Origin of the sequence: Enterobacter sp. T2 (assembly GCF_010692925.1) — a bacterium.
In the GTDB taxonomy this organism is placed as follows: Bacteria; Pseudomonadota; Gammaproteobacteria; order Enterobacterales; family Enterobacteriaceae; genus Enterobacter; species Enterobacter kobei.
On sequence record NZ_CP048736.1, the window covers coordinates 4,478,189 to 4,503,173 of the forward strand.

Here is a 24,985-nt window from a genome sequence, read left to right on the forward strand (position 1 = left end):
TTCATCCTGTTTTTTATGTCGTCCTTTTTTAGCGCCTGGGACGACTTTAATGTGACCTGACGGGCATCCACTCAGTCCCGTCCTAACCTCAGGTAAGAAATGACTCTTCCTTAAAGCATAGCCAACGCTCTACATGACTCCTGATAAAAAATAAGACATACGCGTGTTACTCCATGTAGTACGCAAAAAAAGGGGGTGAAAATCACCCCCGGTCATTAACAAATTATTACGCCAGCTGGCGTAGCATGCGGCGCAGCGGTTCGGCGGCGCCCCACAGGAGCTGGTCACCGACGGTGAACGCGGAGAGGTACTCCGGCCCCATGTTCAGCTTACGCAGACGGCCAACCGGCGTGGTCAGCGTGCCGGTGACGGCAGCCGGGGTCAGCTCACGCATGGTGATATCGCGATCGTTTGGTACCACTTTCGCCCACGGGTTGTGCGCGGCCAGCAGCTCTTCCACGGTCGGAATAGACACATCTTTTTTCAGTTTAATGGTGAAGGCCTGGCTGTGGCAGCGCAGTGCGCCGATACGCACGCACAGACCGTCAACCGGAATGGTGTTCGCGGTATTGAGGATTTTGTTGGTCTCAGCCTGACCTTTCCACTCTTCGCGAGTCTGGCCGTTATCCAGCTGTTTGTCGATCCACGGGATCAGGCCACCGGCCAGCGGTACGCCAAAGTTATCCACCGGCAGAGCGCCGCTGCGGGTCAGATCGGTGACTTTACGCTCGATATCGAGGATCGCGGATGCCGGGTTTGCCAGCTCGGTTGCGACACTGTGGTGCAGCTGGCCCATCTGGGTCAGCAGCTCGCGCATATGACGCGCGCCGCCGCCGGACGCGGCCTGGTAGGTCGCCACGGAAACCCATTCAACCAGATCCTGCGCAAACAGGCCGCCAAGGGACATCAGCATCAGGCTGACGGTGCAGTTACCACCGACAAAGGTTTTCACACCGTTGTTCAGGCCATCGGTGATCACGCCCTGGTTAACCGGGTCGAGAATAATGATGGCATCGTCTTTCATGCGCAGCGAAGAGGCCGCGTCAATCCAGTAGCCCTGCCAGCCGCTTTCACGCAGCTTTGGATAGATTTCGTTGGTATAATCGCCGCCCTGGCAGGTCACAATAATATCAAGTGCCTTCAGCGCTTCCAGATCGTAAGCATCCTGCAACGTGCCTGTGGTACCACCAAAGGACGGTGCAGCCTGGCCGAGCTGGGAAGTGGAGAAGAAGACCGGGCGGATAGCGTCGAAATCGCGCTCTTCAACCATGCGTTGCATGAGTACAGAGCCGACCATACCGCGCCAGCCGATGAAACCAACGTTTTTCATAGCATTTTTTTCCTGCTGAGGGTGTGTGCTGATTGTGCAAGCCAGTATTGAACTGGGATATGCTTCACATTACAAAATGCTGCCAAAGTCGCAAGCGAAATTAATCGATGATTGCCCGGCAATCAGAAATACAGCTAATTATCATAATAACCATAGAGATGTTCAGGGATAATTTACATGAGTGAAATCATTTCCGCAGCGGTTTTATTGATCCTGATAATGGATCCACTGGGCAACCTGCCTATCTTCATGTCGGTGCTGAAGCACACTGAGCCGAAGCGCCGCCGGGCGATCATGATCCGCGAGCTGCTCATCGCCCTGCTGGTGATGTTTATCTTCCTGTTTGCGGGAGAAAAGATCCTCGCCTTCCTGAACCTGCGCGCAGAAACGGTCTCCATTTCCGGCGGGATTATTCTGTTCCTGATTGCCATTAAGATGATTTTCCCGAGCGCCGAAGGGAGCAGCAGCGGCCTGCCCGCGGGCGAAGAGCCGTTTATCGTACCGCTGGCGATTCCCCTCGTCGCCGGGCCGACCATTCTGGCCACCCTGATGCTGCTGTCACATCAGTATCCGAATCAAATGAGCCACCTGGTGATTGCCCTGCTTATCGCCTGGGGCGGGACATTTATCATCCTGCTGCAATCGTCGCTGTTCTTGCGCCTGCTGGGGGAGAAAGGGGTTAACGCGCTGGAGCGCCTGATGGGGCTGATTCTGGTGATGATGGCGACGCAGATGTTCCTGGACGGGATCCGCGCGTGGATGAAAGGCTAGGTAAAAGCAAAATGGCCACGCAGTGGCCATTTTTAGTGTTTGCCCCCTCTCCCCGTGGGAGAGGCCGGGGTGAGGGCATCAGACCGCAGCGGCGGACCACCTACCCCTTACGAATCAAATACCGGTACGGCAGCGCTTCTGTCTGCTGCGCCACAAGCTCATGCTCCATAAAGGTACAAAACCCGGGAATATCGCGGGTCGTGGCCGGGTCGTCTGCAATAATCAGCAGCGTTTCACCGGGCTGCATGTTACGCACGGTCTTGCGTACCATCATTACCGGCTCCGGGCAGCGAAGGCCCTGAGCATCAAGGGTATGGTCTGGGCTGGAAAACAGGTCGGTCATGGTCTTCTCGGTCTGGTAAAAACGGCTGTAGTTTACGCCCGGTGGCGGACAATGCAAACCAGGTTAACGATTGCGCAAAAATCAACCATTGCAATGTCCAGCCAAAGCAGTATCATGCTGCGGTTTTTATTGGGTTCCCTCACCCCAACGTATAAAAAGGTCACAATATGACGCAGTTCTCTGAATCACAGCGCGTTAAAGCGTTGTTCTGGCTTTCGCTTTTTCATTTACTGGTGATCACGTCCAGTAACTATCTGGTGCAGCTCCCCATCTCCATCTTTGGTTTTCATACCACCTGGGGCGCGTTCAGTTTTCCGTTTATTTTCCTCGCCACGGATTTGACCGTGCGTATTTTTGGCGCACCGCTGGCCCGCCGCATTATTTTTGCGGTCATGCTTCCGGCGCTGTTCATCTCATACGTGGTGTCGTCCCTGTTTTATATGGGAAGCTGGCAGGGCGTTGAGGCGCTGACGCACTTCAACCTGTTTGTCGCCCGTATCGCCGCGGCAAGCTTTATGGCCTACGCGCTGGGGCAGATCCTTGACGTGCACGTGTTTAACCGTCTGCGCCAGAACCATCGCTGGTGGATGGCGCCTACCGCCTCCACGCTATTCGGTAACGTGAGCGATACGCTGGCCTTCTTCTTCATCGCTTTCTGGCGCAGCCCGGATGCCTTTATGGCCGAGCACTGGATGGAAATTGCGCTGGTGGACTACTGCTTCAAGGTCCTCATCAGCATTGTCTTCTTCCTGCCAATGTACGGCGTGCTGCTGAATATGCTGCTGAAAAGGCTGGCAGATAAATCTGAAATCACGGCATTGCAGGCTGGTTAAGGGTTCGCTTTATCAGTTGTGATAAGATGGACGAATGAGCCGTTATGGCCGTTTATCGAAAGGAAGAAGTCAATGCGCAATCTGGTTAAATATGTCGGGATTGGCCTGCTGGTTGTGGGTCTTGCAGCCTGTGATAACAGCGACACGAAAACGCCTGCTCAGGGCGCATCCGCAGAGAGCAACGCGACCGGCCAGCCGGTGAATCTGATGGATGGCAAACTCAGTTTCTCTCTGCCAGCCGATATGACTGACCAGAGCGGCAAGCTGGGTACCCAGGCGAACAACATGCACGTTTACTCCGACGCAACCGGTCAGAAAGCGGTCATTGTGATTGTGGGCGACGATACCAGCGAAGACCTGGCCGTCCTGTCTAAACGTCTGGAAGATCAGCAGCGCGGCCGCGATCCGCAGCTGCAGGTGGTGACCAATAAATCCATCGAGCTGAAAGGCCACACGCTGCAACAGCTGGACAGCATCATCTCTGCCAAAGGCCAGACCGCTTACTCTTCTGTGGTGCTGGGCAAGGTGGATAACAAACTGCTGACCCTGCAGATCACCCTGCCAGCGGAAGATCAGCAGAAAGCGCAGACGGCGGCTGAAAACATCATTAACACCATCGTGATCCAGTAACCTTCACGATGATGACGTGGCCTCCGGTGCTTGCACCGGGGGCCATTTTTTTAGCCGCCACGTCAGTAACAAGGCAATTATCACCAGACCCGCTGCGGCAAGATAAATCACCGGTACCCCTGCCCAGGCCATCACCAGCCCCGCCAGCGGCCCGGTAATGCCTAACGACATATCCATAAATACCGTATAGGTCGCCAGCGCCGCGCCCTGGTTCTGCTGCGGCACCGCTTTCACCGCCACCACGCCCAGCGCCGGGAAGACCAGCGAGAAACCGGCCCCCGCAAGGAAGACACCCATTTTCGCCATCCAGGGTGCACTGGCGATACCGGTCAACAGCAGCCCGACTATCTCGACCGCAAAGCAGATCATCGCCACATTCAGCCCACCCAGACGGTTGATGCCGTTCGGGAAAAGCAGGCGCGCGCCAACAAACGCCACGCTAAAGAGGGTTAACGCAAAGGCCGCGCCCTCCCAGCCTTTGGCGTCATAGAACAGGGTAATGAAGGTCGCAATGACGCCGAAGCCGGTCGTCGCCAGGGCCAGTGCCATACCGTACGGCCATACGCGGCCCAGCACAGCCCGAAACGGCAGTGGCTTGCCCTTGCTGGCCTTTACTTTCGGGCGCGGCAGGGCAAACAGAATCGCCAGAAGCGCGACCACCATAATGGTGATGGCGAGTCCATAGAGCCCGCCAAAGGCATAACAGGCCACGCCGAGCGGTGCACCGAGCGCCATCGCGCCGTAGGTAACAATTCCGTTCCAGGAGATCACCCGGCCAATGTGTGATGCGCCGACAACGCCCACGCCCCATAGCGTGGAGCCGGTTCCCGCCAGACTTTGCCCAATACCGAGGATGACGCGGCCCAGGCAGAGGAGCGTCAGACTGACCAGCGGCCAGGCGCTGGTTGTGGCCGCCAGCAGGTAGCTCAGGCCACTGAGGAAACAGCCGCACAACCCCACCACGACGATGCTTTTTGGTCCGAACATGTCCGCGTAGCGCCCGGCATGCGGCCGGCTTAACAGCGTGGCGAAATACTGCAGGCTAATCACCAGCCCCGCCCAGAATGCGCTAAACCCCATTACGTCATGGACATAGCCCGGCAAGACCGCCAGCGGCAGACCAATGGTCAGATAACTGGCAAAGTTGAAAATGACGACGGAAACAATACGCAGATTGAGGCGCAATCCGCTCAGCGCCGGTTCAGCGGCAGGTTCGGGCATGGAGTTAGACCTGAATTTTTTGCAACAGTGTTTCACTATTACCACGACGCCATCAGAAAATCAGCCCCGACTTTCAGATTATCGGTGCCAGACGAAGCGGAAGCCAGGCACTACACTTAATGCGTCATCTTACTAAGGAACGCGCATGATCTCCCCCCAGCCCGATAAAGCAGGACTCCACATTTTATTAAAACTCGCCTGTCTGGTGGTTATCCTCGCGGGTATTCATGCTGCCGCTGACATTATCGTCCAGCTTCTGCTGGCACTCTTTTTTGCCATTGTTCTCAATCCGCTGGTGACCTGGTTTTTACGCCGGGGCGTTAGCCGCCCGGTGGCCATCACTATTGTGGTGATTGTAATGCTGATTGGCCTGACGGCACTCTTCGGCGTACTGGCCGCATCGCTGAGCGAATTCTCCACCATGCTGCCGCAGTACAATAAAGAGCTGACGCGCAAAATCATCGCCCTGCAGGAGATGATGCCCTTTCTTAATCTGCATATCTCGCCAGAACGGATGCTGCGCAGGATGGATTCAGAGAAAGTTATGACCTACGCCACCACGCTGATGACCGGTCTTTCCGGCGCGATGGCCAGCATTTTGCTGCTGGTCATGACGGTGGTGTTCATGCTGTTCGAAGTCCGTCATGTGCCCTACAAGCTGCGTTTTGCATTAAATAACCCGCAAATCCATATTGCCGGTTTACACCGCGCGCTGAAGGGCGTGTCCAAATATCTGGCGCTGAAAACGCTGTTGAGCGTATGGACCGGGATCATTGTCTGGCTGGGGCTGATGCTGATGGGCGTCCAGTTCGCCCTGATGTGGGGGGTGCTGGCATTTCTGCTGAACTACGTTCCCAACATTGGCGCCGTGCTCTCCGCCGTGCCGCCGATGATTCAGGCGTTTCTGTTTAATGGATTTTATGAATGTATGCTGGTCGGCGCGCTGTTCCTCGTCGTGCATATGGTGCTGGGGAATATTCTCGAGCCGCGCATGATGGGGCACCGGCTGGGCATGTCGACGCTGGTGGTATTTTTATCCTTACTGATTTGGGGATGGCTGCTGGGCCCGGTTGGGATGCTGCTGTCGGTTCCGCTGACCAGCGTATGTAAAATCTGGATGGAGACCACCAAAGGGGGCAGCAAGCTGGCGATCCTGCTGGGGCCGGGACGACCCAAAAGCCGGTTGCCGGGCTAAGCCGCTGGTCGGGTTAGCCATTATCGGGGACAATAGATTATAGTAATGGTTTCGCCGCGCAACTTTGCGACTCTCTGTTTGACTGAAGGCCAGACGTTATATGTACCAGGTTTTTCTGGGAAAAATCTCCTCGCTGAGCACCAACCGCTGGGCTGAAGCGCTCTCCCGACACGCGCCCGAAGGCGCCCATCGCGCGCGCTGGCTCGCTGGACGCGGGTTGCTTTCGCGTCTGTTGGCGCCGACGCCACTCCCGGAGATTATCCACAACGAACAGGGGAAACCCCTTTTTGCCGGCGACTATCCGCTGTGGTTCAGCCTTAGCCACTCGGGAGATGAGATTGCGTTAATTATCAGTGACGAAGGTAACGTGGGCTGCTCCCTGGAACGTATTCGCCCGCAGGATAACTGGCGCACGCTCGCTAATGCCGTCTTCAGCGGCGCCGAGCATGAAGAGCTGGAAAAGGAAACGCCAGAGCGCCAGCTTACGGCATTCTGGCGTATCTGGACGCGAAAGGAAGCGATCGTTAAACAGTGCGGCGGTCACGCCTGGCAAATGGTTAGCATTGACAGTACCGCCAGCGCGTTTCATTCAGTCAGCCACTGCCGCATAGACTCGCTGAGCCTTGCGGTCTGTACCGCAACGCCCTTCGAACTCAGCGCCGGCCTGATCCATTCTGCTGACGACGTGCTGGCCTAAAAATCGTTAATACACCCAGCATAATAAACCCGACGCCCACCAGCCCGTGCCAGGAGAAGTGTTCCCCCCAGCCGGGCAGGACGATTGCCGCGGCCCACACCAGAATATAACTGAGGCTCAGCAAGGCATATGCTTTGCTGAGCGCCATGCGATGCAGCGCCAGATACCAGCAGCCCATAGAGGCCACATACCCCATCAACCCCAGCAGCAGCGCGCCCGTGCCGGATGAGAAGTGCCACAGCGCGGAAATAAGCGCCAGAACATCGCTGACCGGCGGCAGTGCCTGCATGGCATCGCGCAGCAACAGCTGTGCGGCGCTGACTAACAGCACGCTGCATAACGCCCAGAACGCGCCTTTCACAGGCTTCCTCCCAGCACGATAATCCCAATGATGATAAACCCGACCCCCAGCCAGTGGTGCGCAGCAACGTGTTCGCGCCAGAATACTTTTGCCGCCAGCGTTACCCAGACAAAGTTGAGGCTCAGCATAGGATAGGCGACGCCAACGGGCAGGCGTTGCAGCACCACCAGCCAGACCAGCATTCCGCTACCCAGCGCCAGCCCTGCCAGACCAAGCCACAACATAATGTGCGCGCCGCGCCGCCCGGCTTTCGCCGGACGGGTGGCCTGTTTCTGGCATAACTGCCCCGCGCAGCTGAGCAAGCTTGCCAGTACCAGCCAGGTCCAGGTCATCACTTCGGCAGATACTCCAGCAAGGCAAACCGTCCCTGGATATAGAGATTGTCCGGCTGCGGTAAATTCGCCCGTGAGATATCGTCACGCTTTGACAGCAGAACCACCAGCGACACACGCCCCTGCTGACGATGCGTCGCCAGCCACTGCGCGAAGTCATCTTTGTCGACGTAACGATCTTTCACATCGGGATAATCCAGCCCGTAACGCAGTTCGCCGCTCTGACCAAACAGCGTAATGTCATTACGCTTCAGCTCCCACGCCAGACCCGCGGCCACGCCAACGTTATTGGCCAGCACAAATCGGCTTTCCTGAAGCGGCTCGCGCACGGTATCGACCAGCGACTGCGGCTGTTTGGAATCCACCACCAGGTTAGGAATGGCAAAACCAATCAGCAATGCCAGGCCTGCAGGACACAAGGCTGCCAGCCACCACCGCTGCTGACTCTGTCTGAACGTAAACCAGCCCACCGCGGCCCAGAGGAGGAACGCCACCACTGCACAGAACACTTTGTACAGTTCGACCGGCGTCCAGACCGGATGCTTAGCCAGCCCCCATGGCGAGACCACCAGCGCCGCAATCACGCCGATCACCCCAAACGCCAGGTTAATCCCACCGTTAATGCGCAACGCTCTCGCACCTTTTTCCGCCGCGAGGCAGGCATAGCGCGCCATCAGGATAGCCAGCGGGGCAAAACAGGGCAGGATGTAGGTCGGCAGTTTGCCTTTGGCGATGCTGAAGAACAGCAGCGGCATCACCACCCAGCCCAGCAGATAGAATCCTCCACCCGCGCTTTGTCTGTCATTCCAGCCGAGACGAAACGCGCCCGGCAGCAGTGCCAGCCACGGCAGACTGCCCGCGAGCAGGAACGGCAGGTAATACCAGAATGGGGCTTTATGCTGGGCGTCGCTCTGGGCAAAACGCTGAATATGTTCAACCCAGAAGAAGTAACGCCAGAAATCAGGCTCACGCTGCGCAATCGCCAGCGCCCACGGCAGGACAATCAGCACGCAGCTCAGGATCGCGAGCCAGCCAAAAATCAGCACCTCTTTCCAGCGCTTCTGGACGATCACCCACGGCAGCACGCCAATCACCGGAACGGCCAGCGCCAGGAAGCCTTTGGTCATCACCCCCATCCCGCAGGCCAGCCCAAGCAGCACATAGCCACCCGCTTTTCCGGCCACGGTTTGGGCCTGCGAGGCCAGCCAGAAGCTGCACATCGCCGCCACCAGCCACAGGGTGATGATAGGATCCAGCACCGCATACGTGCCGATACCGTACACCAGGAACAGGGTCAGGAAGATAAGGCCGGAGAAAATGGCTACTCGCTTATCCCGCCAGAGACGCCAGGCCATCCAGATCACCAGCAGCGCCGTTAACCCGGTGGAGAATATCGCCCCGGCGCGTACGGCAAAGTTGGTGTGCCCGAACAGCAACTGCCCGAGACTGTTGATCCAGTAGCCAGCAATCGGTTTTTCAAAGTAACGCAGCCCCAGAAAATGCGGGACGACCCAGTCACCCGATGCCAGCATTTCGCGGCTGATTTCCGCATAGCGCGTTTCGTCAGGCTGCCACAGCAGGCGGACATCGACAGGAATGAGGTAGTAAACGATAAACAGTGCGAGAAGCGCTAAGCCATAACGGGCTGTTTTCATGGGACCGGACTCACGGTGTGTTGATGGCCAAGCCAGCCTTCCCGGCCAGCCAGTTCATTACGGACAATTTTTCCCACAGGCAGGGTGCTGAAGTCGTCGGGCAGCAGCTCGCTCAACGGGCAGAATTCAATGCCCTCCTGAGCGGCCAGGGTCAGCAACGCATCGAAATCATGCTGATACGCAATCCCCTCTACTTCTGCATGGATGGTATACACCGGCGTACCCGTATCGCGATGCATACGGTCCAGAATATAACGATTAAATTCTTCCGCCTTCACCTCGCGTCCGACCACTTCATCCCAGGTGGGAAGCGTGACCGGAATTTGCACCGTACCGTAGTGATTTTCGCCTAACAGCGGCAAAAACGGCCCGGTTCCGCGGCAATCGCTGTTGTAGCGAAACGCAAAGGCTTCTTTGGCCTTTACGACCCGTTGATCCGCACGCCATCCTGCCACGGCGGAACAGCGCACGGGCTGACCGGTGATGGCCTCCAGCTCCAGCATTCCACGCTCAATTTCACGGGAGAGACGCGGGATATCCCAGACGCCTGCCCACGCCTGCCAGGCGTGATGATCCCAGGCATGCAGGCCGACCTCATGCTGCTGCGCCGCCTCACGGATAACCGCTTCGTTACCCGCGCCGATGCGTCTACCGGGCCAGGCGGTGCCGGCCAGCAGAATATCCCAGCCGTAGAGAGATGCTGCGCGTGAGCGCAGCATTTTGAACAGAAATGCCGGTTTAATCAGACGCCATAAATGGCGTCCCATGTTGTCAGGCCCCACGCTGAAGAAGATGCTGGCACGCACACCGTGCTTGCTCAGCAGTTCCAGCAGCCTGGGGACGCCGTCACGCGTTCCCCTGAAGGTGTCGACATCAATGCGTAAACCGACTTTTTTCATGAGACCTGTTCCGACAGCTCCACGGTGCGCAGGAAGAAATCGAGCGTCTCGTCAATGGTTTGCTCCATCTTCACCGTCGGTGTCCAGTTCAGGCAGCGCTTCGCATTGCGAATGCTCGGCTTACGGTGCTCAACGTCCTGGTAGCCTTTACCGTAGTAGCTGCTGCTTTCCACTTCGCGGAAACCGGCAAACGGTGGGAATTTATCGCGCAGCGGATGGCGCTCAAAGCTGGCCAGCAGCATCTCAGCCAGTTCGCGAATGCTCGCTTCGTTGTCAGGGTTCCCGATGTTGATGATTTGACCGTTGCAGCGGTTATCTTTGTTTTCGATGATGCGGAACAGCGCTTCGATACCGTCGCTGATATCCGTGAAGCAGCGTTTCTGTTTGCCACCTTCGATAAGCTTAATCGGTGAGCCTTCCACCAGGTTCAGGATCAGCTGGGTGATCGCACGGGAGCTACCGATACGCGCCGCGTTCAGGTTATCCAGACGCGGGCCCATCCAGTTGAACGGACGGAACAGGGTAAAGCGCAGCCCCTCTTTCTCACCGTAGGCCCAAATCACGCGGTCCAGCAGCTGTTTGGAGACAGAGTAGATCCAGCGCTGTTTGTTGATCGGCCCGACCACCAGGTTAGAGGTGTCTTCGTCGAAGTTTTTGTCGGTACACATGCCGTACACTTCAGAGGTGGACGGGAAGATGATGCGCTTGTCGTATTTCACGCAGTCGCGAATGATCTTCAGGTTCTCCTCGAAGTCCAGCTCGAACACGCGCAGCGGGTTACGGGTGTACTCGATAGGCGTGGCGATGGCGACCAGCGGCAGTACCACGTCACATTTTTTAATGTGGTATTCAATCCACTCGGAATGGATGCTGATATCCCCTTCCACGAAGTGGAAGCGTGGGTTGTCGAGGAAACGACTGATCGCATCCGCGCCAATATCCAGGCCATAGATTTCGTAGTTATCGTCTTTGAGCAGGCGTTCAGTCAGATGGTTACCGATAAAGCCGTTTACGCCGAGGATCAGCACGCGGGTGCGGCGTTTAACGGCAACCACCGGGGCGCTTGTGATCAGCGCCCCGGCGACCAGACCCAGAGACTGGGCCAGTTGCGTGCCCTGCACGTAAAGACCGCTGTCGGTTTGCCCGGTAATAATCTCCAGCGCCTGCTCGCCGCAGCTCACAATCAGCGGGGAGACGGAGACAACGGTGCCCGGTTTTGCCGCCGGGATGTCGTCGCGCACGCGGGATTTCCAGACGATAAATTTGCTTACGCCCGCAAAGCTGTATGCCCCCGGCCACGGGTCGGTCACGGCACGCACCAGGTTGTGAAGCTGGCGAGCAGGTTGGTTCCAGTCCAGACGACCATCCTCCGGCGTGCGGCGACCGAAGGTACTTGCTTTGCTCTCATCCTGCGCGGTCTCGCTGAAGGTGCCGTTCAGGATAGCTGGCAGCGCGTCGCGCAGCAGGCTTTGTGCCACGGTGCAAAGTTTCTGGTGCAGCTGCAGCGCCGTTTCATCCGCATCGATTGCCACGCGGTGCTGGGCAATGATGGCCCCCGCATCCGCACGGTGGACCATCCGGTGCAGGGTCACGCCCGTTTCCGTTTCGCCGTTCACCAGCACCCAGTTCAGCGGCGCGCGCCCACGGTAGGCTGGCAGCAGTGAGCCGTGAAGGTTAAATGCTCCTTTTGCGGCCAGGCCGAGGATCTCGTCGCAGATCAGGTTGCGATAGTAAAACGAGAAGATGACATCAGGGGCAAGCGCGCGGATGCGCTCCACCCACAGCGGATGGTTCACGTCGTCCGGGGCATAAACCGGAATCCCCCGCTCGGCGGCGATGCGCGCCACTGAGCTGAAAAAGTGATTTTCGCCCGCCGTGTCCGGATGGGTAAAGATTGCCGCAATGTCATAGCCCGCTTCCAGCAGGGCCAGCGTGCCCGTGCAACCCATATCGTGATAGGCAAATACAACAGCTTTCATGGGTGGATTTCCTCTTGAGATGCTTTGTGTTCCTGACGGACAACACGTTGAATAAAGTAGCGCGGACGTGCGCGGACATCGTTATAAATTCGGCCAATGTATTCACCGAGCAGGCCCATGCCGACAAACTGGGCACCGATGAACATAAACAGCACGGCAAAAAGCATGAAGACCCCTTCAGCCGCCCACTGCGGGCCAAAGACCAGCCGCAGCACCACCAGCAGGACGGAGAGCGCGAACCCCGCCAGCGCGATGATGCTGCCGAAAACGCTCAGCAGACGCAGCGGCGTGGTGGTCAGGCAGGTGATAAGGTCGTACATCAGGTTGATGAGACGCATGAAGCTGTACTTCGATTCCCCGTGCTCACGCTCGGCATGCAGGACCGGGATTTCCGTTGCCTTACGGGCGAACGTGTTAGCGAGGATCGGAATAAACGTGCTGCGCTCGTGGCAATGCAGCATGGCGTCGACAATATGACGGCGGTAGGCGCGCAGCATGCAGCCGTAATCGCCCATCGCTTTACCGGTCGTACGTTGGATAAGACGGTTGATAGTGCGTGAGGCCAGCTTGCGGAACAGGCTGTCCTGACGGTTCTGACGCACCGTGCCGACCACGTCATAGCCTTCATCGGCTTTCGCCACCAGGCGTGGGATCTCCTCCGGCGGGTTTTGCAGATCCGCGTCCAGGGTGATGATCAGATCGCCCGTAACGTGGCTAAATCCGGCCATGATCGCCGAGTGCTGGCCGTAGTTACGGTTCAGCAGCACGGCAACAATATGGCTGCCTTCAGCCTGGGCAGCATCGGTCAGCATCATTGCGGAGTCATCGCTACTGCCATCGTCCACCAGCAGAATTTCATACGCTTTGCCCAGCGTCTCGCAGGCGGCCGTCGTGCGGCGAATCAGTTCAGGCAGGCTCTCCTGTTCGTTATAAACAGGAATGACGACGGAAACTTTTTGTACGGGTGGTGCACTGAACATATCAATGTCCTGCAAGCTGATGGAGCGCGGTAATGACGCGGGTTGTGTCGTCATGAGTCATGTCCGGGAAAAGAGGGAGAGAACAAATACGTGCGCTATTCCATTCCGAATTCGGGAGCGATACATCAGGAAAACGCTCGCGGTAGTATTTTTGAGTGTGCGCCGCACGGAAGTGCAGGCCGGTACCGATGCCCTTCTCCTTCAGCGCCGCCATCAGGTTGTCGCGTGAAATACCGCAGCGGGCTTCATCAACGCGAATAATAAACAGGTGCCAGGCGTGAACGTGCGGCCATGCCGGGATGGTCAGCGGCTGGAACGGCGTATCGGCCAGCTCCCGCAGGTAGCGTTGCGCGATTTCCTCACGGCGTTTGTTGGCCTCTTTTAATTTGCCCAACTGCACCAGCGCCAGCGCGGCGTTAATATCCGCCAGGTTGTATTTATAGCCCGGCGAGATCACTTCAGCCTGCGGTGCACGACCGTGCGTCTGGCGGTCATAGGCATCCACCCCCAGGCCGTGGAATTTCAGACTGCGGATCCGCGCAGCAAGCTGAGCGTTATCCGTGACAACTAAACCGCCTTCTGCACAGGTCATATTTTTAATGGCGTGGAAGGAAAAAATCGCCGTCCCTTTCCAGCCCACATGGCGGTTCTTGTAATAGGTTCCGGCGGCATGGGCAGCATCTTCAATAACGGGAATACCGTGACGTTCGCCAATGGCATGAATCGCGTCGATGTCACACGGTGCGCCAGCATAATGGACGGGGATAATGGCTTTAGTACGCGAGGTTATCGCCGCTTCAACGGCGTCAGGCGTCACCATCAACGTGTCGTTGTCCACATCAATCATCACCGGTGTGGCACCCAGCAACACGATCATATTTAGCGTGGAAACCCAGGTCTGGGAGGGGGTGATCACTTCATCGCCGGGGCCAATATTCAGCGCCATCAGCGTGACATGCATGCCCGCGGTGGCAGAACAGACGGCAATCGCATGCTGATTGCCCGTCAGGTGACAAAATGCCTCTTCAAGCTCCTGATTTTTAGGCCCCGTGGTGATCCAGCCCGACATCAAAACGTCCTGAACCGCCGCCATTTCTTCGGCACCCATTGAGGGTCGCGAAAAGGGCAGAAAATCACTCATTATTAATTTCCTTGCAATAAAAATGGCACGTTTTTGATATTAACCAAATGCCGGTCCGTTTATTTCAACGAACCATAAACTCATATCAAAATAGCTTTTATTTCTTAGGGAAAAATTAAGACAACGTTTATAACGTTATAGAACTACTAGCAGACACTTTAAAAACAACAAGTTAAATTAATATTAAATATTTTTTATTGTGATCTTCACAACGTTTTGCCAGGAAATGATTTAAACCAAACATCAACAAACAAAAAAAATCCCGGCCATTTCAAAATAATATGAAATAGCCGGGAACTTTTCTTTTTAGTTAATTGTCGCGCTTATTTTAAGTTTTCTGGAAAGTTTTCAGGTAACTCGCTGGCCGCACAGGCAATCACGCTGTCATCATTTGGACCACAGTCGCGCACAAAGGTGATTGTCGCGAATTCATCAATCACTTCTGTGGGATATGCCGGCCCGGCATCGCGATAGCTATTCATCAGCGGAATATGATCGTTCTGGAAACAGACGGTTTTTTCCGGATTGTTCATTACCCAGCGCGGGAAGAAGATGGTGCCGTGGAACAGGTTGTCGCCCAGGTTAACAATCAGGCTCACGTCAGTACCGGTTGGCTCAGTCCAGGAGATTTTATAGATGCTCTCCCCGACGCGAACGATATACGCCTGCTGATCTTTTACCCAACGGTTTCCGACCAGGCCGCTGTGAATACGGTAGTCGAGGGTGTTTTCATTTTTGACGTAAATCTCGTAGTTCCAGCCGTTATCGTAGGTATAAACCAGATGTTTGCCGACGAAGCCGCTTAAGTCATGTTTGTCGAAGTTGCTCATGATGTGTCTCCTTTGTTTTGATGAACGTATCGTACCCCTTCAAAAAATGAATGAATAACGCTATGTTTGAATCAAATTAATTCAAAAATTAGATATGTCATGCATAAAACAACTCTTGAACAGTGGTCACTCCTGGAAAAAGTGGTCGAGGCCGGGAGTTTTGCCAAAGCGGCAGAACAGACACACCGCAGCCAGTCTTCCGTCAGTTACAACCTCTCTTTACTCCAGGAGCGCCTGGGCATTGCGCTGCTGGTGGTGGAAGGGAGACGGGCAGTCCTCACGCCCGCAGGAGAATTATTGCTGAATCAGGTAAAACCGCTGCTGAAAGCGTTCTCTTATGTTGAGACGCGCGCCGCGACGCTGCATAGCGGCATGCGCACCCGAGTCGATCTGATCGTAGACAGTATTTTTCCCCGCCGCAGGCTGTTCGCGATTTTAAGACAATTCCAGCAACGGTATCCGCAAACCCAGGTGCGCCTTACCGAGGTGCTGGAAAATAGCCGCGCGGACACGATAAACGACGAAGCGGACGTAATGGTCCTGACCCGCCGCCAGGACATTACCGGGCTTGGCGAGTGGCTGATGAATATCGACTTTGTCGCCGTGGCGCATTACCAGCACCCGCTCTTTTGTCTTGATGCACCGCTTAATGATGAGATGCTGCGCCCGTGGCCGCTTATCCAGATTGCGGATAGCCAGAACGCCGCGCGGGCTGCCGGCGAGTCGTGGACGTTCTCCACCATTGATGCTGCCATAGAGGCGGTTGTCTCTCAGGTCGGCTACGGCTGGCTGCCAGAGGAACGCATCCAGCCCCTGCTGGAGCAAGGCTTACTGAAAATCCTTCCGCTGAACCACGGTGTCCGCCGGGCCACGCCGCTGCATTTGATCGTGAAACGTACCCTCGCCCCGCTGGATGAGCAGGTTGAAACCCTGCTGCGCCTTTTTAGCCAGGAGCCGTCATCACCACCTGCTACGCTTTAAGGTCCGAACGCTAAAACGATAAGGAGCAGAAGATGAAAATCGACTTTGCGGGGAAAGTGGCGCTGGTGACTGCCTCAACCGGCGGTATCGGGTTCGCCATTGCCAGAGGCCTGGCGGAAAGCGGCGCGGAAGTGATCGTGAATGGCCGCAGCATCGACTCGGTGAACAAGGGTATTCAGCAGTTACAGCAGGTTGTACCCGGCGTACAGGTGCGTGCCGCCATTGCCGATCTCAGTACGGCAGAAGGGGTTGAGTCGCTGCTGAAGGTCGCAAGTGATGTCGATATTCTGGTGAACAACGCCGGAATTTACGGCCCGCAGGACTTCTATAGCACCGACGATGAAACCTGGGAGCGTTACTGGCAGACCAACGTGATGTCCGGCGTGCGTCTTTCCCGCGCCCTGCTGCCAGGCATGGTGAAAAAAGGCTGGGGACGGGTGGTGTTTATCTCTTCCGAATCGGCCTGCAATATTCCGGCGGATATGATCCACTACGGGGTGACTAAAACGGCACAGCTCTCGCTCGCTCGCGGGCTGGCGAAGTTCGTAGCAGGAAGCGGCGTGACGGTGAACAGCGTACTGCCGGGGCCAACACTGTCGGACGGTTTCGCTGAAATGATGAAAGATGAAATCGAGAAAACCGGGAAATCGCTGGAGCAGCTGGCGAAAGAATTTGTCATGGCCAACCGCCCCAGCTCGGTTATCCAGCGTGCGGCCACGGTAGAAGAGGTGGCCAATATGGTGATTTATGTCTGTTCGCCTCAGGCCTCCGCCACCTCGGGCGCAGCGTTGCGCGTCGACGGTGGCGTGGTGGATGACATCATCTGATCCCGTTACGCCGCACTGCCCGTCACGCGGCGGGCCGTGATGTAATGTGCTTGCCAGTAGTCATCGGTCAGGGTTGACACCGTCACCCCCTGGCTGCTGGAGGCGTGAATAAACCGGTTGTCACCGATGTAGACACCGACATGCTTGCGGTTTGGCCCCGTCTGGAAGAAGACCAGGTCGCCGGCCTTAAGACGGTACTGCGCCACCTGCACGCCGCGATGGATTTGCTCGCTGGTCGTGCGCGGCAAATTAAGATTCGCCGCATCGCTGAACAGGTGCTGCATCAGTGCAGAGCAATCCACGCCGCGGTGGCTCGTGCCGCCCCACTGATACTGGGTTCCCTTCCACTTCTGGTATTGATCGAGAATGCGCGAGCGCAGCGGACCCGTTTCCTGATGAAACAGCGCCGATTTCGCGGGTGATTCCGCAAACGCAGAATTCATCGAGATCATCGATGCGGGCAGTTGAAAACTCATTGCAGAAAACGAAGCAAAACTGAGTGTGAGGATTGAAATAAGCGATCTTAACGTCATATCAAAAATCGTGGCTTAGAGTGAATTTTTCCTTACGCGTGGGGGCCAATGTTCCCCCGAAATATCTTTCGATGTGGCGATAATATAGACAGTTCATTTTTTCACCAACGACTATCGAGGCCAAAAATGGACTCACTTTCAGATCGCAAGATCGTGAAAAAAAGAGTGGTGATGTAAGGACTGTTCAGATAAAGCAGGTAAACTGATCCGCAGAATGTGTATTTCAGCTAAGACGTATTTATGACCAATATGATTGCCGACGAGACGGTGGCTAAATCCAGCGTGCTCTCTGTCTTTGATTTTGATGGGACACTAACGCACCACGATAGCTTTATCCCTTTCCTGCGTTTTGCCTTTGGGAAACGCTACTTCGCAGGCCGCCTGGTGCGCATGGCGTTACCTACGCTGCACTGCGTTCGCCGCAAGCTGACGCGGGATGAGCTAAAGGAAGTGCTGATCAAAACATTCCTGACGGGAGTGGATGAGCACTGGCTGCGCCAGCAGGCGGAAGCATTTTGCGAAAAATACTGGAACAAGCTGATGCGCCCCGAAGGGGTTCTGGCCGTGGCGGCGGAGGTGAATTCCGGTGCGGAGGTGACGATCTGTTCTGCCTCTCCGGCGCTGGTGCTTCAGCCCTGGGCGGATAAGCTCGGTATTAAGCTGATTGGAACCCAGCTGGAAGTGAAAGACGGCAAGCTGACAGGACGCATCACCGGCAATAACTGCCGCTGTGCCCAGAAAGTCGCTAGACTGGAAAAAGTGTATGGCGATCTGAAAGCCTATCACCTGCGCGCCTGGGGAGATACCCGCGGTGACCACGAGCTGCTGGCCGCGGCGCAGGATCCTCACTGGCGGCATTTCCACCACCCGCGCAAGCGCCGGAATTCGCCGATTAAGGGTTAGGTGCGGTCTGGTGCCCTCACCCCGGCCCTCTCCCACGGGGAGAGGGAGAAAGGCAAAGCATCAGGCCTCACGTTTCCCAGGGAACATCACGCTCGCAATAATCCCCAGCGCCAGCACGCCTAAAACCACAAACAGGCTCGCCGTCGCGCCAATGCTGTACCCGTGATGCCAGAAGTGATCGGTGGCATTTAACCCCAGCTTGAACGCCACGAAGAACAGCAGCAACACCACGGCTTTCTCAAGGTGGACCAGATACTGCTTCAGCGCTTCCAGCACAAAGTAGAGGGTACGCAGGCCGAGAATGGCGAACATCATGGCGCTATAGATAATCAGCGGCTCGCGGCTCACGGCAATAATGGCCGGTACGGAGTCAAATGCGAACATCACGTCAGAAAGTTCCACCACTGCCACGCAAAGCAGCAGCGGCGTCGCGTAGCGTTTCGCCTTCTTCACGCGCCCGACCATGACGTCCTGGTTTTCCGGCTTTTCAAGCTCCGCATCCACCTCTTTCTGGGTCAGGATAAAGGCATTGCTGCTGATTTTCGGCCAGACCGGATAGAAGCGCTTCACCAGGCGGTACGCGAGATGGCCGGAGTAATCTTCCACTTCGTCACTCTCTTCATTGCGTTTGAGCATCATCACCGCCGTCCAGCCGACAACCAGCGCAAAAATGACCTCCACGTACGGCCCCAGGCTCAGCAGGCTGGTTCCGATCGCCACGAAAATACCGCGGAAAACAATCGCCCCCAGCACCCCCCAGTAGAGCACGCGGTGACGGTACTTATCCGGCACGCCGAACCAGGCGAAAATCGCCATCATCACAAACAGGTTATCGACGGAAAGCACCTCTTCCAGCGCATAGCCGGTGAGGAACAGGCTCGCCATCTCTGCACCGTGGTGGACATACAGGAACCCGGCGAACGCCATCGCCATCATGACCCAGAAGATGGACCACATCGCCGCGCTTTTCAGCGAGACAGGTTTATCGTGACGGTGCATAAAGAGGTCGATAAACATCGCCCCAACGGCCATCACCACAAAGACAACAACGGTTTCCGTCGGGAAACCGAGATGAGCAGCTGACATACACAACCCTTTTTTGGATACAAAACACCATGCAGACAATAAAAAGCGCGAGCCCGTTAAGGGCACAGCACGCAAAAAAAATAAATATTAACTGTTCTTTTCGGCTGTGTAGAGACATTAAAGTTGTATCCTTTAACCTGAAAAAGACTTTAAAGTTGTAAACTTTTAAAAAAAACACATACAAAACATGATACTAAGTGTGTATCACACGCTGTTCCAACATTATGCCTTGATGTTCTTGCAGGAACTGCAATTTACAGGAGGAAAAAGGTGTTTTTGTAGTTATCTGGCGTTACGTGACAGTGTTGGTCAGATACTTCCACCTCTTCAGAGTTAAAGTTTGATATATGGGAAAAAAACGCTCCCGGACGGGAGCGTAAGCCAGTGACTTCGGCGTCAAATGAGGGTCTAACAAGTGGAGCTGCGGGTTAATTCTGGGTGATCTGGCTGCGATGCTTTTCAGCCTGCTGCTGATGAATAACGGAAGATTGACCATTATTCGCCTTCTCATGCACAACAGCGGCTTTCTCATGCTCGTTCATTTCGGAAAATGATTTTGCTGTTTCGTTAGAAGCTGCTGGCTTGGATTTCATCATTTTTTTATGCATTTCAGCCATGTCCTGATGGGCAGCAGAATTGCCGTTTTGCATCATTTCATGGGACATTGCGGCCTGATCGTGACCGCTCATATCCATCATTTTCATGCTCTCCCCCTGAACTGCACTTTTTTCAGCGGATGATTGCATCTGATGGGCAGGCGCCTGGGCATTATTTACCTGGTCATGCATGTTCATTGTCTCTGCAGCCCAGGCAGATGAAGCGACAGCCATCATGGCAATAAAGGATACAAGGATCTTTTTCATGGTTGGGTCTCCGGTGTTTTCATACCCGAACAATCAATGCTTATAACAGAGAAAGCATTTGATCTCAGGGCTGGTTGATCATCACGCCAGGAACCGGGCGATTGAATTATCACGCTGTCCTGATTTATGGCTGATTATAAAAAACCGCCTCTGTTTATCGCGTGACTGAACGATGACATTTTTGTCACCTTCCGGGTTTCTCCTGAATAACGGTATTAATCCATTAACAGACGCACACTGAACACAATTTCCCGCCCCTGCTGTTCTGCTGACAGCTCGCCGCCGTGAGCATGAATGATCGACCTTGTAATTGATAATCCCAGCCCCGCGCCTTCCGTGTTGTAGAACCTTGATGAGTCTGCGCGATAGAACCGGTCAAACAAACGTTCCAGATTAGCGGGAACCTGGCCGGACATCGTATTCGTAATCATCACGTTCACACAGTCACTGTCACGCTCAAGGTGTATCGCTGTACAGGTGTTATCGGGAGAATACTTGATTGCATTGGAAAGCAGGTTACTGAAAGCACGTCGGAGCATATCGCTGTCTCCGGCAACAACGCCCTCTCCTTCAACCGTGATTGTCTTTCCTGTTTCGTCTGCCAGGGGCTCGAACAACTCACGTAATTCATTCAGTTCGGCTGCCAGATCCACATCATGTTTATCCAGCCGCAGCAGACCATGCTCTGAACGTGCCAGAAAAAGCATGTCACTGGTCATTCGTGACAACCTTTTCAGTTCTTCCAGGTTAGCGAATAAAATTTCGCGGTAATGCGAAACATCCCTTTCCTTAGCCAGTGCAAACTGCGTCTGCATCATCAGATTACTGACTGGTGTGCGCAGCTCATGCGCGATGTCAGACGAGAAATCTGACAGTTTCCGGAATGCCCCCTCCAGGCGATCAAACATATTATTGAACTCCTGCATGGTCTCAGAGATTTCCGGCGGAGCCAGATCGGGATTTAGACGCTGATCCAGGCTGTGTACAGTCATGGAGGAAGCCAGACTGGTCATTTCCCGTAACGGTTTCAGACCAATACGTGTGGTCAGCCAGCCCAGAAAAACAGAAATAAAGACCAGACCGATATTGAACCAGAACAGCCAGGTACTGAGTTTGTCCATAAACAGGGTGTGATACCCAGTATCCGTGGCAACCGTAATGATGACATGTTTGCTTTTACCCTGTTCCGGCGTCACGGCAACCCGCCGCGAGATACTGCGGTACACGGTGTTATTTTCTTCCGTCTGGATCATATAGTCGAGAATATCACCCGACTTATTAAGCAGGACCGCTGGAACAACAGAATTTTTGGCATAGAGTTCAACAATTTTTTCATTTTCCATGTTTTTTATAGAAATGAATAAACCATTGTGCCCTACCATCGCATCGTTTATTTTTTCTGATAATGACTTAATATCCGTTTTGTTCCGGAACGTCTCTGTTTTAAGAAACTCTTCGGTGAGCTGAAGTTTACCTGTCAGAAAATCGCGGTCCTGATTATCGAAATAGCCATTAAGGGTGCTAATCAGGATAAAACTTGATAACCACCATACCGTAAGCATCACCGCAGAAAAAATCAGGCTCAGGCGTGTGGTCAGGGAAATTTTGAACCTCACTCTTCTCTGATCTCCAGGACATATCCGGCACCGCGAACGGTATGGATCAGTTTTGGCTCAAAGTCATCATCAATTTTACTTCTCAGACGTCTCACGGCGACATCAATCACATTCGTATCACTGTCAAAATTCATGTTCCAGACCAGGGACGAGATAAGACTCCTGGGTAACACTTCTCCGGTGCGTTGCAGCAGCAACTCAAGCAGAACGTATTCTTTACCGGTGAGATGGATCTTCTTCCCCGAACGGATCACGGTCCGGCGCACCATATCAACGGTCATATCGGCGATGGTGCAGACTGTTGCGGCCTGCGAGCGTGCCCGGCGCAGTAGGGTTCTTACACGTGCAACCAGCTCCGTAAAATCAAAGGGCTTAATCAGGTAGTCATCTGCGCCAAGCTCCAGTCCTTTCACTTTGTCCCGCACGTTGTCCTTTGCGGTTAAAAACAGGACCGGTTCTTCGTGCCCGGACTCCCTCAGTGCGCTGATGATTTGCCACCCGTCGAGGAAAGGCAGCATCACGTCCAGTATTATCAAATCATACTGTCCCTTCGACGCGGCCCCGAGACCATCGCGGCCATTATTAAAGAGATCGGCCTGATAGCCTTCCTCAACCAGTCCCTGCTGCAGGTAACGACCTGTTTTTTGTTCGTCTTCAACGATTAAAATACGCTGCATGGTCAACTCGCTGATATGAAAGTAAAAATCTCACGCATGAGCTTTGGCTGTCCCCTAGCTGACCTGAGACGGAGCAAGCATTCCGAGCCACGCTACGGCGCCCAGAATGATAATCGCAACAACGAATTCTGTCAGGATGCTGTTTCGCATCAGGGCAACGCTGCGATCATAATTCCCTTCCCTGACCATAACTTCAAGCCGGGGACCCAGGTGAAACCGGTTTGCTGCAGCCAGAAGAAGCATCAGAACAAACAGAGCCGTCTTGGCAAGCAATATCCTCCCCCAGGAACTGTTGAATAAGGGAGTTAAGTTACCCTCAGCAATATACAGATAGTTGACCAGCGCACTCAGGATCAGGGCTACAACAATCACCGTTCCTGCCGTGGCAAATTTTGCCAGGGAGTCAGATATCACAATGACGCTCTGTGCATTATGCTCGTTTCTGCGCATCAGCAGGATAGCAAATGCAACCAGAGCACCTGTCCAGGCACCTGCAGCGCCGAGATGGGTCAGATCGCTCAGTAAATGGAGATAGTAATGCAGACCGTCATGCATAACGGCGTGTCCTCCCCAGGCAAGTGTAGCCAGCGCCACGCCCCCACTCATCGTCATCAGCAGGCAGGACAATAGTCTCTTATTAGTGTAAAGGAACAAAGCACCGAGTGTGGTAAACAGGGCACAGAGCCTGACAATCCAGCTAATACCCACATCAGTTTCTTCTATCACCATCTCGATAACATGGATGGATAATTCTCTGAGGTCAGTTACTCCACTCATGGCATTAGATACCAGGAGCATATTAATGCCAGTAAGAATGATGCCTGTAACAACAGCAAAGGTTATAAACGACCTGAAATTAGTCAGGTTATAGGTTTCATGTCTGACACCGCTTATTCCATATATCTGAAAAAATGGCAATCCAAATATTACCATCAAATCCAGATAAAGAAGAAAACGAATAACAATCATAATCAGGTCGTTCATAATATTACTTCACTGTAAAGGTGTAATTACCGGTAATAGGGTGCGTATCTGAAGAAACCGCGCGCCAGTCAACACGATAAGTGCCAGCGGGTAAAGGCTCTCGCGGAATAATGACCATCGATTTAGGGTCAGCGCCTGGCGCCACTTTTGCCGCGACCGGCATCGGAGAATGTGATGACATGCCTTTCATACCCGTCATCGTTAATTTTGCACCTGAGAATTTCACGGTCAGATTTTCCGAGAAATTAAGCTGAATCTTTTCCGGGGCCGCTACGGCTGAATCAGCCTGTGGCACAGAGCTTTTTAATTCCGGATGGGCCATAGCAGAGAAAGCAACGCCCATAACGAGGCCACCTGTAAGAATGGCTTTATTTAAAATCGACATTTTATTTACCTGTTTAGTTGAGTGTTTTATATCAGTGCGTTAAAACCAGATTCTGGCTCCCGCCAGGAATACTACCTGATGGTCTTTCTCACCTTCTCTTTTCGCCATATCGGATGTTTTCCCGTAAAGTTGATTCCAGGAAACGCCTATATAGGGTGCAAACTCACGGCGTATTTCATAGCGCAGCCGGAGCCCCAGCTCTGTGTCAGTCAGTCCCCTGCCGCGACCCCGCGATTCATCATCCTGACTGTAGAAATTCACCTCATAGGATGGCTGGAGTATGAGCCGGTTAGTCAGTAAAACGTCGTATTCTCCTCCCAGACGAAGGGCTGCTTTTCCGCCATTACTGACAAAACCCGTAATTTCAGACTCAAAATTATAGAGTGCCAGCCCCTGAAAACCGACAGCAGCCCAGGTCCGGGCAGAAGCAGGTCTGAAATCCTGCCTGACACCCGCAACCAAATCCCACCATGGGCCAACCGCATGTCCCCAGAGTAACTGCGCTTCAGCCGCCTCCGTTTCCCCATTGCTTCGTTCACCTTCACTCTTTAGCCAAATCCGATCTGTGTCGCCTCCAATCCAGCTGTTAACACTCCAGCTGAAATTGTTGGTGTTATCCGACCGTTGCCATTCCAGTTGATCCAGCAGAACCAGATAATTAATCGCACTGTCGTGAATCGCATGCCCCTGTAAATTGCCGAATGCAGCCTTCCGGTCGGCATCGGTAACAGGCGGAATTGGCGTTCTGCTCTCAGTTACAATGGGCTCCATTGACGTCATCTCAGTGAAATTCTCATCTGCTGGCATCTGCATGGCAGACATGTCGTGCCCGGCGTGGGGATCTGCAGAGACGGAGCCCGCCGCAATAGAAAGCGGTGAGGTAAACAAACCGGCGACCAGAACAGGTATGGCCTTCAAATTTCTCTTCATTCG

27 protein-coding genes are annotated in these 24,985 nt (G+C 54.5%); 8 read left to right on the top strand and 19 right to left on the bottom strand.

Going from position 1 to position 24,985, the window contains the following annotated elements:
* Nucleotides 1–226: 226 nt before the first annotated feature.
* Complete coding sequence (asd, locus tag G0034_RS21480) at nucleotides 227–1,330, bottom strand: aspartate-semialdehyde dehydrogenase (protein WP_023331502.1); 1,104 nt, start codon at nucleotides 1,328–1,330, stop codon at nucleotides 227–229.
* A 177-nt stretch (nucleotides 1,331–1,507) separates the two neighbouring features.
* Between asd and yhgN the strand changes: the two genes are divergently transcribed.
* Nucleotides 1,508–2,101, top strand: a complete 594-nt coding sequence (gene yhgN / locus G0034_RS21485; RefSeq protein ID WP_003861574.1) for an NAAT family transporter YhgN — start codon at nucleotides 1,508–1,510, stop codon at nucleotides 2,099–2,101.
* 100 nt (nucleotides 2,102–2,201) lie between these two features.
* Here the strand turns inward: yhgN and tusA are convergent, their stop codons facing one another.
* Nucleotides 2,202–2,444 carry a sulfurtransferase TusA gene (gene tusA, locus G0034_RS21490; protein ID WP_014885560.1) on the bottom strand — a complete coding sequence of 81 codons (243 nt, stop codon included), beginning with the start codon at nucleotides 2,442–2,444 and terminating at the stop codon, nucleotides 2,202–2,204.
* Between the two features lie 167 nt (nucleotides 2,445–2,611).
* Here tusA and G0034_RS21495 point away from each other — a divergent pair, with 167 nt between their 5' ends.
* Together G0034_RS21495 and G0034_RS21500 are read left to right on the top strand one after the other, a co-directional pair.
* Nucleotides 2,612–3,277 (top strand): 7-cyano-7-deazaguanine/7-aminomethyl-7-deazaguanine transporter, encoded by a 666-nt coding sequence (locus G0034_RS21495; RefSeq protein WP_014885561.1) that lies wholly within the window; start codon nucleotides 2,612–2,614, stop codon nucleotides 3,275–3,277.
* 72 nt (nucleotides 3,278–3,349) lie between these two features.
* Nucleotides 3,350–3,907 (top strand): DcrB family lipoprotein, encoded by a 558-nt coding sequence (locus G0034_RS21500; protein ID WP_023309515.1) that lies wholly within the window; start codon nucleotides 3,350–3,352, stop codon nucleotides 3,905–3,907.
* Nucleotides 3,908–3,910: 3 nt separating this feature from the next.
* Here G0034_RS21500 and G0034_RS21505 read toward each other — a convergent pair whose 3' ends face one another.
* Nucleotides 3,911–5,128, bottom strand: a complete 1,218-nt coding sequence (locus G0034_RS21505) for an MFS transporter (RefSeq protein ID WP_045135451.1) — start codon at nucleotides 5,126–5,128, stop codon at nucleotides 3,911–3,913.
* 145 nt (nucleotides 5,129–5,273) lie between these two features.
* Between G0034_RS21505 and G0034_RS21510 the strand changes: the two genes are divergently transcribed.
* On the top strand, nucleotides 5,274–6,323 hold the full coding sequence (locus tag G0034_RS21510) for an AI-2E family transporter (protein WP_014885564.1): 1,050 nt from the start codon (nucleotides 5,274–5,276) through the stop codon (nucleotides 6,321–6,323).
* Nucleotides 6,324–6,423: 100 nt separating this feature from the next.
* Nucleotides 6,424–7,020, top strand: coding sequence for a 4'-phosphopantetheinyl transferase AcpT (gene acpT, locus G0034_RS21515; protein ID WP_014885565.1), 597 nt, complete (start codon nucleotides 6,424–6,426; stop codon nucleotides 7,018–7,020).
* Here acpT and arnF read toward each other — a convergent pair.
* From arnF to G0034_RS21555, 8 genes are all read right to left on the bottom strand, one after another.
* On the bottom strand, nucleotides 6,977–7,381 hold the full coding sequence (gene arnF / locus G0034_RS21520; protein ID WP_014885566.1) for a 4-amino-4-deoxy-L-arabinose-phosphoundecaprenol flippase subunit ArnF: 405 nt from the start codon (nucleotides 7,379–7,381) through the stop codon (nucleotides 6,977–6,979). The genes acpT and arnF overlap by 44 nt on opposite strands.
* Complete coding sequence (gene arnE, locus G0034_RS21525; protein ID WP_014885567.1) at nucleotides 7,378–7,713, bottom strand: 4-amino-4-deoxy-L-arabinose-phosphoundecaprenol flippase subunit ArnE; 336 nt, start codon at nucleotides 7,711–7,713, stop codon at nucleotides 7,378–7,380. The genes arnF and arnE overlap by 4 nt, the downstream gene beginning before the upstream one ends.
* Entirely contained in the window at nucleotides 7,713–9,368 is a 1,656-nt protein-coding gene (arnT, locus tag G0034_RS21530; RefSeq protein ID WP_179121261.1) for a lipid IV(A) 4-amino-4-deoxy-L-arabinosyltransferase, read from the bottom strand. The genes arnE and arnT overlap by 1 nt, the downstream gene beginning before the upstream one ends.
* Entirely contained in the window at nucleotides 9,365–10,267 is a 903-nt protein-coding gene (gene arnD, locus G0034_RS21535; RefSeq protein ID WP_050862867.1) for a 4-deoxy-4-formamido-L-arabinose-phosphoundecaprenol deformylase, read from the bottom strand. Before arnD ends, arnT begins: the two co-directional genes overlap by 4 nt.
* On the bottom strand, nucleotides 10,264–12,246 hold the full coding sequence (arnA, locus tag G0034_RS21540) for a bifunctional UDP-4-amino-4-deoxy-L-arabinose formyltransferase/UDP-glucuronic acid oxidase ArnA (protein WP_014885570.1): 1,983 nt from the start codon (nucleotides 12,244–12,246) through the stop codon (nucleotides 10,264–10,266). Before arnA ends, arnD begins: the two co-directional genes overlap by 4 nt.
* The gene (gene arnC, locus G0034_RS21545) at nucleotides 12,243–13,226 is read right to left on the bottom strand and encodes an undecaprenyl-phosphate 4-deoxy-4-formamido-L-arabinose transferase (RefSeq protein ID WP_045135446.1); all 984 of its coding nucleotides are present in this window, start codon (nucleotides 13,224–13,226) and stop codon (nucleotides 12,243–12,245) included. The genes arnA and arnC overlap by 4 nt, the downstream gene beginning before the upstream one ends.
* Nucleotide 13,227: 1 nt before the next feature.
* Nucleotides 13,228–14,367 carry a UDP-4-amino-4-deoxy-L-arabinose aminotransferase gene (arnB, locus tag G0034_RS21550; RefSeq protein ID WP_023331508.1) on the bottom strand — a complete coding sequence of 380 codons (1,140 nt, stop codon included), beginning with the start codon at nucleotides 14,365–14,367 and terminating at the stop codon, nucleotides 13,228–13,230.
* Nucleotides 14,368–14,690: 323 nt separating this feature from the next.
* A complete protein-coding gene (locus tag G0034_RS21555) occupies nucleotides 14,691–15,197 on the bottom strand; it encodes a phenolic acid decarboxylase (protein WP_014885573.1) in 507 nt (168 codons plus the stop codon).
* Nucleotides 15,198–15,296: 99 nt separating this feature from the next.
* Between G0034_RS21555 and G0034_RS21560 the strand changes: the two genes are divergently transcribed.
* The gene (locus G0034_RS21560) at nucleotides 15,297–16,178 is read left to right on the top strand and encodes a LysR family transcriptional regulator (RefSeq protein WP_014885574.1); all 882 of its coding nucleotides are present in this window, start codon (nucleotides 15,297–15,299) and stop codon (nucleotides 16,176–16,178) included.
* Nucleotides 16,179–16,210: 32 nt separating this feature from the next.
* Nucleotides 16,211–17,005: an SDR family NAD(P)-dependent oxidoreductase gene (locus G0034_RS21565; RefSeq protein ID WP_047027090.1), complete on the top strand. Its 795-nt coding sequence runs from the start codon at nucleotides 16,211–16,213 to the stop codon at nucleotides 17,003–17,005.
* Nucleotides 17,006–17,010: 5 nt separating this feature from the next.
* Here G0034_RS21565 and G0034_RS21570 read toward each other — a convergent pair whose 3' ends face one another.
* The gene (locus tag G0034_RS21570) at nucleotides 17,011–17,457 is read right to left on the bottom strand and encodes an NlpC/P60 family protein (protein WP_014885576.1); all 447 of its coding nucleotides are present in this window, start codon (nucleotides 17,455–17,457) and stop codon (nucleotides 17,011–17,013) included.
* Nucleotides 17,458–17,778: 321 nt separating this feature from the next.
* Here G0034_RS21570 and G0034_RS21575 point away from each other — a divergent pair, with 321 nt between their 5' ends.
* Nucleotides 17,779–18,441, top strand: a complete 663-nt coding sequence (locus G0034_RS21575; RefSeq protein WP_072093626.1) for an HAD family hydrolase — start codon at nucleotides 17,779–17,781, stop codon at nucleotides 18,439–18,441.
* A gap of 60 nt (nucleotides 18,442–18,501) precedes the next feature.
* Here G0034_RS21575 and G0034_RS21580 read toward each other — a convergent pair whose 3' ends face one another.
* From G0034_RS21580 to pcoB, 7 genes are all read right to left on the bottom strand, one after another.
* Nucleotides 18,502–19,527: a TerC/Alx family metal homeostasis membrane protein gene (locus G0034_RS21580; protein WP_014885578.1), complete on the bottom strand. Its 1,026-nt coding sequence runs from the start codon at nucleotides 19,525–19,527 to the stop codon at nucleotides 18,502–18,504.
* A gap of 428 nt (nucleotides 19,528–19,955) precedes the next feature.
* Nucleotides 19,956–20,390, bottom strand: a complete 435-nt coding sequence (pcoE, locus tag G0034_RS21585; protein ID WP_004388336.1) for a copper resistance system metallochaperone PcoE — start codon at nucleotides 20,388–20,390, stop codon at nucleotides 19,956–19,958.
* 215 nt (nucleotides 20,391–20,605) lie between these two features.
* Nucleotides 20,606–22,006 (bottom strand): copper resistance membrane spanning protein PcoS, encoded by a 1,401-nt coding sequence (gene pcoS, locus G0034_RS21590; protein ID WP_002436614.1) that lies wholly within the window; start codon nucleotides 22,004–22,006, stop codon nucleotides 20,606–20,608.
* Nucleotides 22,003–22,683, bottom strand: a complete 681-nt coding sequence (gene pcoR / locus G0034_RS21595; RefSeq protein WP_001188930.1) for a copper response regulator transcription factor PcoR — start codon at nucleotides 22,681–22,683, stop codon at nucleotides 22,003–22,005. The genes pcoS and pcoR overlap by 4 nt, the downstream gene beginning before the upstream one ends.
* Nucleotides 22,684–22,737: 54 nt before the next feature.
* Nucleotides 22,738–23,616, bottom strand: a complete 879-nt coding sequence (gene pcoD, locus G0034_RS21600) for a copper resistance inner membrane protein PcoD (RefSeq protein ID WP_233445827.1) — start codon at nucleotides 23,614–23,616, stop codon at nucleotides 22,738–22,740.
* A gap of 55 nt (nucleotides 23,617–23,671) precedes the next feature.
* Nucleotides 23,672–24,052: a copper resistance system metallochaperone PcoC gene (pcoC, locus tag G0034_RS21605; protein WP_000025662.1), complete on the bottom strand. Its 381-nt coding sequence runs from the start codon at nucleotides 24,050–24,052 to the stop codon at nucleotides 23,672–23,674.
* Between the two features lie 39 nt (nucleotides 24,053–24,091).
* Nucleotides 24,092–24,982: a copper resistance outer membrane transporter PcoB gene (gene pcoB / locus G0034_RS21610; RefSeq protein WP_074133539.1), complete on the bottom strand. Its 891-nt coding sequence runs from the start codon at nucleotides 24,980–24,982 to the stop codon at nucleotides 24,092–24,094.
* Between the last annotated feature and the right edge of the window lie 3 nt (nucleotides 24,983–24,985).